Source organism: Microbacterium sp. UBA3486 (assembly GCF_002377845.1).
In the GTDB taxonomy this organism is placed as follows: Bacteria; Actinomycetota; Actinomycetes; order Actinomycetales; family Microbacteriaceae; genus Microbacterium; species Microbacterium maritypicum_A.
On sequence record NZ_DFQP01000082.1, the window covers coordinates 1 to 8,226 of the forward strand.

The following is an 8,226-nucleotide window of genomic DNA, read 5'->3' on the forward strand; positions in this document are numbered from 1 at the left end:
GCCTGCGTGTCCGAGCGCGGCCAGCAGCAGCCCGGCCGCCGCACCCGCGAGGGAGGGCTGCGGCGAGTTGGCGTGCGCGACCACCCCGGAGATGAGCGCCGCCGCCTCCTCCGTGCGGAAGGCGCGAGCCGCCAGGGGAGTGCCCTGGTCCAGCATCCGGATCGCGAAGCGCGCGGCGGTCAACGGATCGCGGGGGATGCGGAGCAGCTGGTTGCCGGTGAAGTCGACCACGCCGTCGATGTGGCTGCTGAGCGGACGCAGACGCGAGGTCCAGGCGGATCCGTCGACTCCGAGGTCCGTCGCCGTGCGCTCGATGTCGCGCCAGGCGATCGCCGCACGTCCGTGGTCGAGGGGGTGAGCGTACGAGGCCTCCGGACGGATCCACTCGATGCGCCGATCCAGTCCGAACGCCTGGAAGAACGGCGAGGCGAGGGCGGCCGGGTGCACGGCGGAGCAGACGTCGTGCCGGAACCCGGGGAGTGTGGATTCGCGCGTGCGCACACCGCCGCCGATCGTGTCGGCGCCTTCGAGCACGCGTACCCGGTAGCCGGCGCGGGCGAGCGCCACGGCGGCAGCGAGCCCGTTCGGGCCGGAGCCGATGATCGTCGCCTGGGCCATGACGTCAGTTTGGCACGTATATGAACCGAAAACGGTCGGACGTACCCCTCGGAGCGTGCGATCCTGGAAAGGATGAAAGAAGTACAGGGGCCGACCCCCGCAGGCACCTCCCGTCCATACCGTTCGCTCCCGGAGGCGTTGCGCGCCCACCGCATCGACCCGTCCAACCACGCGTTCATCACCGCCATCGTCGAAGAGATCGGGATCAGCTCGTTCATCGACCGCGGTCGCTACATCGAAGCGATCCGTCGAGGTGAGGGCGCCCCTCTGCACATCGGGCGCACCTACACGAACGGCTTCACCGAGGACGAGCGCCTCGTCGTCGGTTCCGCTCCGCTGCGTCTGCAGCCGAGCGAAGGCCGGGCGCCGTACTTCTACGTGAGCCACCCCAGCGAGTTCATCCCGCTCACCCCGCCGCGCGCGGCCAAGCGCACGACGACTCCTCGCGTCTCCGCCCCGCGGGCCGAGAAAGCTCCGAAGCCGGTCGAGGATCGCGACTACGGCGTGTGCGACGTGTGCTTCATGGTGAAGACGCCGTCCGGCGGCTGCGGCTGCGACTGACCGTGAGCGCCGAGGCGGGATCCGGGCTCGACCGACCGTCGATCCGGCTCGCCGACCTGACCGGACCCGACGCACTCGAGGTCGGTGCGGCTGTGCGTGCGTATCTGCTGCAGACCGAGCGGGAGAAGAGTCTGCAGGAACACGGATCCGAGCGCGATCCCGCCGTGCCGCTACCCGACCGCTATCTCCGCGAGGTCGATGACCCGGCCGAGGCGTACGCCGCGCATCGAGTGCGGGTCGCGCAGTTCGACGAACGCATCGTCGGGGTCGTGGTGCTGTCCGTGCACGACGGTGTGGCGGAGATCAAGCGATTGTGGGCGCAGCCCGACGTGCGCGGCCGCGGGGTGGGTTCGGCGCTGTTGGACGCGGCGGTGGCCGATGCGGTCGATCTCGGTGCGTCGCAGGTGCGGCTGTCGGTGTGGGAATGGCGGGACGGCCCCGTGCGTCTCTACGAATCGCGAGGCTTCGAGCGGGTGCCCTCATGGGACGATCGCCAACGCCTCGTATGCATGGCGCGCGTGGTCTGAGCCGACCGCAGTCGTGGTCCTTCCCCTCACGCGGTCGGTTGTGACAGCCGGTATCGGCCGGGGGTCATCCCGACGAGCGGTGTGAACTGCTCGATGAACTGACTGGTCGTGGCCCACCCGCATGCGGAGGCCGTGTCGGTCACCGTGGCGCCGTCGGCGAGCAGGACGAGTGCCCGATGCACGCGCAGTTGCAGGCGCCACTGCCGGTATCCCATGCCGGTCTCCTGTTGGAACAGGCGGCTCAGCGTCCGCTCGGCGGTGCCAGTGCGTGCGCCGAGTTCCCCGAGCGGCACGGGCAGGGCGAGGTCATCCTCGACGATGCGTGCGGCACGGCGCAGGCGCGGATCGTGGGGCTCCGGGAGATGGAGTGGCTGCTCGGGCGCGGTCACGACTTCGTCGACGACCACGCGGCGCAGGTGGTCCAGGGCTTCGTCGCTGCGTGTGCGGTCGGACGTCAACGCCAGCACGGCTTCGCGCGCGAGTGGCGTCGCGACGAGCACCGCAGGGGAGGCCGGGAGCAATGTGGCGAGCTCGTCGGTCAGATGGACGATGCGCATGTCCGTGCGCCCGTGCGCGCGATGACGATGCTCGGCGCCGGCGGGCACCCAGGCCATGCGGGTCGACGGCGCGATCCAGGCGCCTTCGTCGGTGAGCAGCGACAGCACTCCGGAAGCGGCATGCACCAGGTGTCCGAGCGGGTGGGCGTGGCGGGGGGAGGTCTCGGCGTGCGCGAACCGGTAGGCGCCCTCCATGGGCAGGGCCGCGAGGGAATCGAAGTCGACCAGATTCAGGTCGACCATTCGCGAGGATTGGCGGGTATTCGACATCAAGATGCAGTGTACGTGTTTCCTGACATCCCGGGGCGATGCTGGACTCGGTGCATGACCACGATGCAGGAACCGTTCGACACCGCGCCGACCCCGTTGACCACGCCGTCCACCCGGCGCGGCGGCATCCTCACCGGGATCTACGTGGGCACCGGCCTGCTGCTGATCGCGCTGAACCTGCGCATGGGCGTCGCTTCCGTCGGACCCGTCCTCCCCGCGATCGAGCAGGACCTGGGGATCCCTGCAGCCGCGGCAGGGCTCCTGACGACGATCCCCGTGTTCGCCTTCGGCGCCTTCGCGTTCATGACGCCCGCGCTGACACGCTGGATCGGACTGCATCGGCTGCTTGCGCTGACGATGGTCGTGGTGGCACTCGGCATCGGCGTCCGCCTGCTTCCCTCACCTGTGGCTCTCTTCGGTGGCACGGTGTTGGTGGGGGCGGGCATCGCGGTCGCGAACGTCTGCATGCCCGCCGTGATCAAGCAGGACTTCGCGCACCGTCTCGGTCTGATGATGGGGCTGTACTCCACATCGCTGTTCCTCGGCGCCGCCGCGGCGGCCGCATTCACGGTGCCGTTCATGATCGCCCTGGACGGGTCGTGGCGTGGTGCGCTGGGGGTCTGGGCGATTCCCGCCGCACTCGCCCTGGTGATCTGGCTGCCTCGGGCGATGCGTCGGGTCGTCACCTCCCCGGCGGTGGCGGGCGTTCCCGTCGATGCGATCACGGAACCCATCGACGAGCCGCGGATGTCGGCGCTGTTGCGGGACCCGGTCGCGTGGGCGGTCACCGCGTTCATGGGGTTGCAGAGCCTGAGCTACTACGCGGCCCTGACCTGGATTCCCACGATGCTGCAGGACGGCGGGGTCTCGGTGTCGGATGCCGGGGTGCTGCTGTCGTACTCCAGTTTTCCCGGGATCGCGGCGGCGCTCCTCGTGCCGACGATGATGCGCCGCATGCGGCCGACGTGGCTCCCCGTCGTGCTCTCCGCGCTGCTCTGCGCGGCGGGGCTGATCGGCCTCCTCGTCGCGCCCGGTGGAGCCGCGCCCTGGCTCTGGATGACGCTGCTCGGTCTCGGGCAGGGGGCCGCCATCTCGCTGTCGCTGACGTACATCGTGCTCCGCGCGCCGGATGCGAGGCACACGGCGCACCTGTCGACGATGGCGCAGGGAGTCGGCTACCTGCTGGCCGGCTTCGGTCCGCTCGGCCTCGGCATCCTGCACGCCGCGGTCGGTGGGTGGGTCGTCCCGGTCCTGGCGCTCGTGCTGCTCCTCGCGGTGCAGGCGGTCGCGGGGTCGGCGGCGAGTCGAGAGCGCCACGTGAGCGCCCGACGCCGGTGAGTCGACTCCGGGATCCGACCTCAGGCGAACGCGCTCATCCCGGTGATGTCGCGCCCGAGGAGCAGGGCCTGAACGCTCTCGGTGCCCTCGTAGGTGTGGATGGCCTCGATGTCGGCCATGTGCTGTATCACGCCGTTCTCGAGCAGGATGCCGTTGCCGCCGAGCAGATCGCGGGCGGTCGAGGCGATGCGCCGCGCGGCACGCGTGTTGTGGAACTTCGCCAGCGAAGCCTGGGTCGGGCGCAGTTCACCGGCGGTCTCGAGGTCTGCCATCCGCCGGCAGTACAGCTGCATGGCGGTGAGGTCTTCGAGCATGTGGGTCAGACGCTCCTGGACCATCTGGAATCTGGCGAGGGGCTTTCCGAACTGCACCCGCTGGGTGGCGTAGGCGAGGGCGGCCTCGTAGCAGGCGGTCGCGTGTCCGAGCGCCGACCAGGCGACACCGGAACGAGTCGCGTACAGCACGATCGAGGCGTCCTTGAAGCTCTTGGTCCCCGGCAGCACCGCATCGAGGGGCACCCGCACGTCGTCGAGCACGATGTGTGCCTGGTGGATCGCGCGCAGCGAGGCCTTTCCGCGGATGACGCTGCCTGTGTAGCCCGGGGTCTCCTGCTCCACGAGGAAGCAGCGCACGGCGCCATGCTCTTCGGCGCCCTCGTCGTCGATGCGCGCCCAGACGAAGGTGATGCCGCCGGAGGCGCCGTTGCCGATCCACTTCTTCGTTCCGCGGAGGATCCAGCCGTCGCCGTCGCGGCGGGCCACGGTCTCCAGCGAGACGGAGTCGGAACCGTGATCGGGCTCGGTCAGGGCGAACGATCCCAGCACCGAGCCGTCGGCGAGGCCCGTCAGCCACTTCTCCTGCTGCGCGGGGGAGCCGAACAGGGCCAGGGTGCGCAGGGCGAGTCCGCCCTGCACCGCGAGGATCGTGCCCAGGGAGCCGTCGCCGCGGGAGATCTCCATGTTCACCAGTCCTGCGGCCAGTGGCGACAGGCTCGTGAGCGACGGGTGCTGCACCCCGTCGACGACGAGGTCCATCTCGCCCATCCGACGCGCGGCATCGAGCGGATACTCCGCACGGTCCCAGGCGTCGGCCATCTGCGGGGCGACCTCGTCGACGTAGGCCTTCGCGCGGTCCCACGCCTCCCGATCGGCGGCGGGGATGTCGGTGAAGACGGCGTAGTAGTCGCTGTCCTGACGTCCGGTGATGTCGTACGACGAGACGCGCTCGCCGGGGAAGGGGGAGGCTGCAGTGCTCATGGGACTCCTTCGTGGCACCAAGTATCGTACTCCTCGATACTCGGTTCCACGACCCGACCGCACGCCGAGCTAGTCGAGCTGTGACTGCAGCCTGCGGCTGACCTCGGCGATCGGCATGGACCGGGGGAACACCGCGACCACCATGTCATCCGGCGCGGTGGCCGCCTCGCCCGCAACCCCGTAGCGACGGCGGACGCCGGCCAGCGCCGTCTGCAGTGTCGCCAGCGGCACCTTCTTGCGGCCACGCAGCAGCTGGCGCAGCACATGGTTGTGCACGGCCGTCACCAAGGCAGCGAAGCCGACCGCGTCCAGGGGATCCACGCCGGGGAGTGCCCCGCGCAGGTAGTCGTCGAACAGTCGCTCGTAGCGGAAGACCGTGATGATCTCGCGCTCGCGCAGCACGGGGACCTGTCGCACGATCTGATAGCGGCGCCTGGCGAGTTCCGGGTCGTGCGCGAAGTGGGCGAAGACCGACTCCGAAGCCGCGCACACCGCGCCCCACGGGTCATCGTGCCCCTCGTCGAGGAACTCCCTGAGCTGTTCCAGAAGCACCTCGTGATCCGCGAAGACCACGTCCTCCTTGCCGCCGAACTGGCGGAAGAAGGTCGAGCGGGAGACGCCGGCGGCCTTGGCGATCTGCTCCACCGACGTCTGGTCGAACCCCTGGGCGCTGAAGAGTTCGAGCGCTGCGGCGACGACGCCGGTGCGCAGTTCTGCGGATTCGTGCATGGCGAAAGCCTAGACCTCGCCGGGCGGAGAAGCCGAGGCGTCGCCGTCATACTGAGGAGCGTGAGAGATGACGGGATTCCGGCCGGCTGGTTCGACACGCGGCGGCGCGGGACGCGGCGCTGGTGGGACGGCACGCGATGGACCTCGCACATCTCGGTGCGCGGGCGCAAGACGACCATGGCCGAGGACAGCGCATCGGTGCGCCGCCAGCTCCTCGTGTGCGAACTGGTGCTCGGTGCCGTCATGATCGGCGCGATCCTCATCGCCCTGTGGGGCTCGTTGCCGGTGGTCGTGGTGCGCCCCGTGATCGTCGCCACGGGCACGGCCCTGGTGGTCATGCCGTTCCTGATCACCCGACAGCTTCGACGGGTCGCCCTCCCCGCGCGTCGAGCCGGAGTGCCGACTCGACGCTGAGCGGTCGAGGTGCCGGGGCCGCAGGAGCGCTCAGTTCGGGGTAGTAGGCTGGGGGACTGGTCGATGTCTCGACATCGAGAGAATTACCAGACAGCAGCCCAGTGAAGGAACCACAGTGGATCTGTACGAGTACCAGGCACGAGACGTTTTCGAAAAGTACGGAGTGCCGGTCCTCGCCGGCATCGTCGCGGACACCCCTGAAGAGGTGAGGGCGGCTGCCGAGAAGATCGGCGGAGTGGTCGTCGTCAAGGCTCAGGTGAAGACCGGCGGCCGTGGAAAGGCGGGCGGCGTCAAGGTCGCCAAGACGCCCGACGAGGCGTACGAAGCAGCGAAGGCCATCCTCGGCCTCGACATCAAGGGCCACATCGTCAAGCGCGTCATGGTCGCGCAGGGTGCGCGCATCGCCGAGGAGTTCTACTTCTCCGTGCTGCTCGACCGCGCCAACCGCTCCTACCTGAGCCTCTGCTCGGTCGAGGGCGGCATGGAGATCGAAGAGCTCGCCGTCGAACGCCCCGAGGCGCTCGCACGCGTCGAGGTCAACCCGCTCACGGGCATCGACAAGGAGAAGGCCGTCGAGATCGCTCGCGCGGCGAACTTCCCCGAAGACCTCATCGAGAAGGTCTCCGATGTCTTCGTGAAGCTCTACGACGTGTACAAGGGCGAGGACGCGACGCTGGTCGAGGTCAACCCGCTGGTGCGCACCGAAGAGGGCGACATCATCGCGCTCGACGGCAAGGTCACGCTCGACGACAACGCCTCCGAGATCCGTCACCCCGAGCACGAAGCGCTCGAGGACAAGGACGCAGCCGACCCGCTCGAGGCCAAGGCCAAGGAGTCGGGCCTCAACTACGTGAAGCTCGACGGCGAGGTCGGGATCATCGGCAACGGCGCGGGTCTGGTCATGTCGACGCTCGACGTGGTCGCCTATGCGGGCGAGAACCACAACGGCGTCAAGCCGGCCAACTTCCTCGACATCGGCGGCGGCGCCTCGGCCGAGGTCATGGCCGCCGGCCTCGACGTCATCCTCGGCGACCCGCAGGTCAAGAGCGTGTTCGTCAACGTCTTCGGCGGCATCACGGCGTGCGACGCCGTCGCCAACGGCATCAAGGGCGCCCTCGAGACGCTGGGGGCCACGGCCTCCAAGCCGCTCGTCGTGCGCCTGGACGGCAACCGCGTCGACGAGGGTCGCGCGATCCTCGCCGAGTACGCACACCCGCTTGTGACCCTGGCCGCCACCATGGACGAGGGCGCCGACAAGGCCGCCGAGCTCGCCAACGCCTGAGACTGAAGGACGAGAAGAATGTCGATCTACCTCAACAAGGACTCCAAGGTCATCGTCCAGGGCATCACCGGCGGTGAGGGCACCAAGCACACCGCACTGATGCTCAAGGCCGGCACCCAGGTCGTCGGTGGCGTCAACGCCCGCAAGGCCGGTACCACGGTCTCGCACACCGACAAGGACGGCAACGCCGTCGAGCTGCCCGTCTTCGCCTCGGTCGCCGAAGCCATGAAGGAGACCGGCGCCGACGTGTCGATCGCTTTCGTGCCCGGTGCGTTCACCAAGGACGCGATGATCGAGGCCATCGACGCCGAGATCCCCCTGCTCGTGGTCATCACCGAGGGCGTGCCCGTCGGCGACTCGGCCGAGGCCTGGGCCTACGCGCAGAGCAAGGGCAACAAGACCCGCATCATCGGCCCGAACTGCCCCGGCATCATCACGCCGGGCGAGGCGCTCGTGGGCATCACGCCCGCGAACATCACGGGCAAGGGGCCGATCGGCCTCGTGTCGAAGTCGGGCACCCTGACCTACCAGATGATGTTCGAGCTGCGCGACCTGGGCTTCTCCACCGCCATCGGCATCGGCGGCGACCCGGTCATCGGCACCACGCACATCGACGCGCTCGCGGCGTTCGAGGCCGACCCCGAGACCAAGGCGATCGTGATGATCGGTGAGAT

Annotated in this window: 10 protein-coding genes; 6 read left to right on the top strand and 4 right to left on the bottom strand. The window is 69.2% G+C overall.

The genetic code is table 11. From position 1 onward, the window contains the following. A partial coding sequence (locus B2869_RS11945) for a phytoene desaturase family protein (RefSeq protein ID WP_292766797.1) occupies positions 1-618 on the bottom strand: 618 nt, incomplete at its 3' end. A gap of 72 nt (positions 619-690) precedes the next feature. Between B2869_RS11945 and B2869_RS11950 the strand changes: the two genes are divergently transcribed. Together B2869_RS11950 and B2869_RS11955 are read left to right on the top strand one after the other, a co-directional pair. Then, on the top strand, positions 691-1,179 hold the full coding sequence (locus B2869_RS11950; protein ID WP_292766800.1) for a hypothetical protein: 489 nt from the start codon (positions 691-693) through the stop codon (positions 1,177-1,179). Then, positions 1,125-1,706 (top strand): GNAT family N-acetyltransferase, encoded by a 582-nt coding sequence (locus tag B2869_RS11955; protein ID WP_292766803.1) that lies wholly within the window; start codon positions 1,125-1,127, stop codon positions 1,704-1,706. The genes B2869_RS11950 and B2869_RS11955 overlap by 55 nt, the downstream gene beginning before the upstream one ends. 26 nt (positions 1,707-1,732) lie before the next feature. Here the strand turns inward: B2869_RS11955 and B2869_RS11960 are convergent, their stop codons facing one another. Further along, positions 1,733-2,533, bottom strand: coding sequence for an AraC family transcriptional regulator (locus B2869_RS11960; protein ID WP_292766806.1), 801 nt, complete (start codon positions 2,531-2,533; stop codon positions 1,733-1,735). A 54-nt stretch (positions 2,534-2,587) separates the two neighbouring features. Here B2869_RS11960 and B2869_RS11965 point away from each other — a divergent pair, with 54 nt between their 5' ends. Then, entirely contained in the window at positions 2,588-3,871 is a 1,284-nt protein-coding gene (locus tag B2869_RS11965) for a CynX/NimT family MFS transporter (RefSeq protein WP_292766809.1), read from the top strand. Positions 3,872-3,891: 20 nt separating this feature from the next. On the opposite strand, the gene B2869_RS11970 is transcribed toward B2869_RS11965, so the two are convergent. Together B2869_RS11970 and B2869_RS11975 are read right to left on the bottom strand one after the other, a co-directional pair. Continuing rightward, complete coding sequence (locus tag B2869_RS11970; RefSeq protein WP_292766813.1) at positions 3,892-5,127, bottom strand: acyl-CoA dehydrogenase family protein; 1,236 nt, start codon at positions 5,125-5,127, stop codon at positions 3,892-3,894. Between the two features lie 69 nt (positions 5,128-5,196). Then, the gene (locus tag B2869_RS11975; protein ID WP_292766816.1) at positions 5,197-5,856 is read right to left on the bottom strand and encodes a TetR/AcrR family transcriptional regulator; all 660 of its coding nucleotides are present in this window, start codon (positions 5,854-5,856) and stop codon (positions 5,197-5,199) included. Positions 5,857-5,916: 60 nt separating this feature from the next. Between B2869_RS11975 and B2869_RS11980 the strand changes: the two genes are divergently transcribed. The 3 genes from B2869_RS11980 to B2869_RS11990 all read left to right on the top strand — a co-directional run. After that, a complete protein-coding gene (locus B2869_RS11980; RefSeq protein WP_292766819.1) occupies positions 5,917-6,270 on the top strand; it encodes a DUF2510 domain-containing protein in 354 nt (117 codons plus the stop codon). 115 nt (positions 6,271-6,385) lie between these two features. Next, entirely contained in the window at positions 6,386-7,552 is a 1,167-nt protein-coding gene (gene sucC / locus B2869_RS11985) for an ADP-forming succinate--CoA ligase subunit beta (protein ID WP_021198864.1), read from the top strand. Positions 7,553-7,570: 18 nt separating this feature from the next. Further along, on the top strand, positions 7,571-8,226 hold a 656-nt coding region (locus B2869_RS11990), incomplete at its 3' end, for a succinate--CoA ligase subunit alpha (protein ID WP_292766826.1).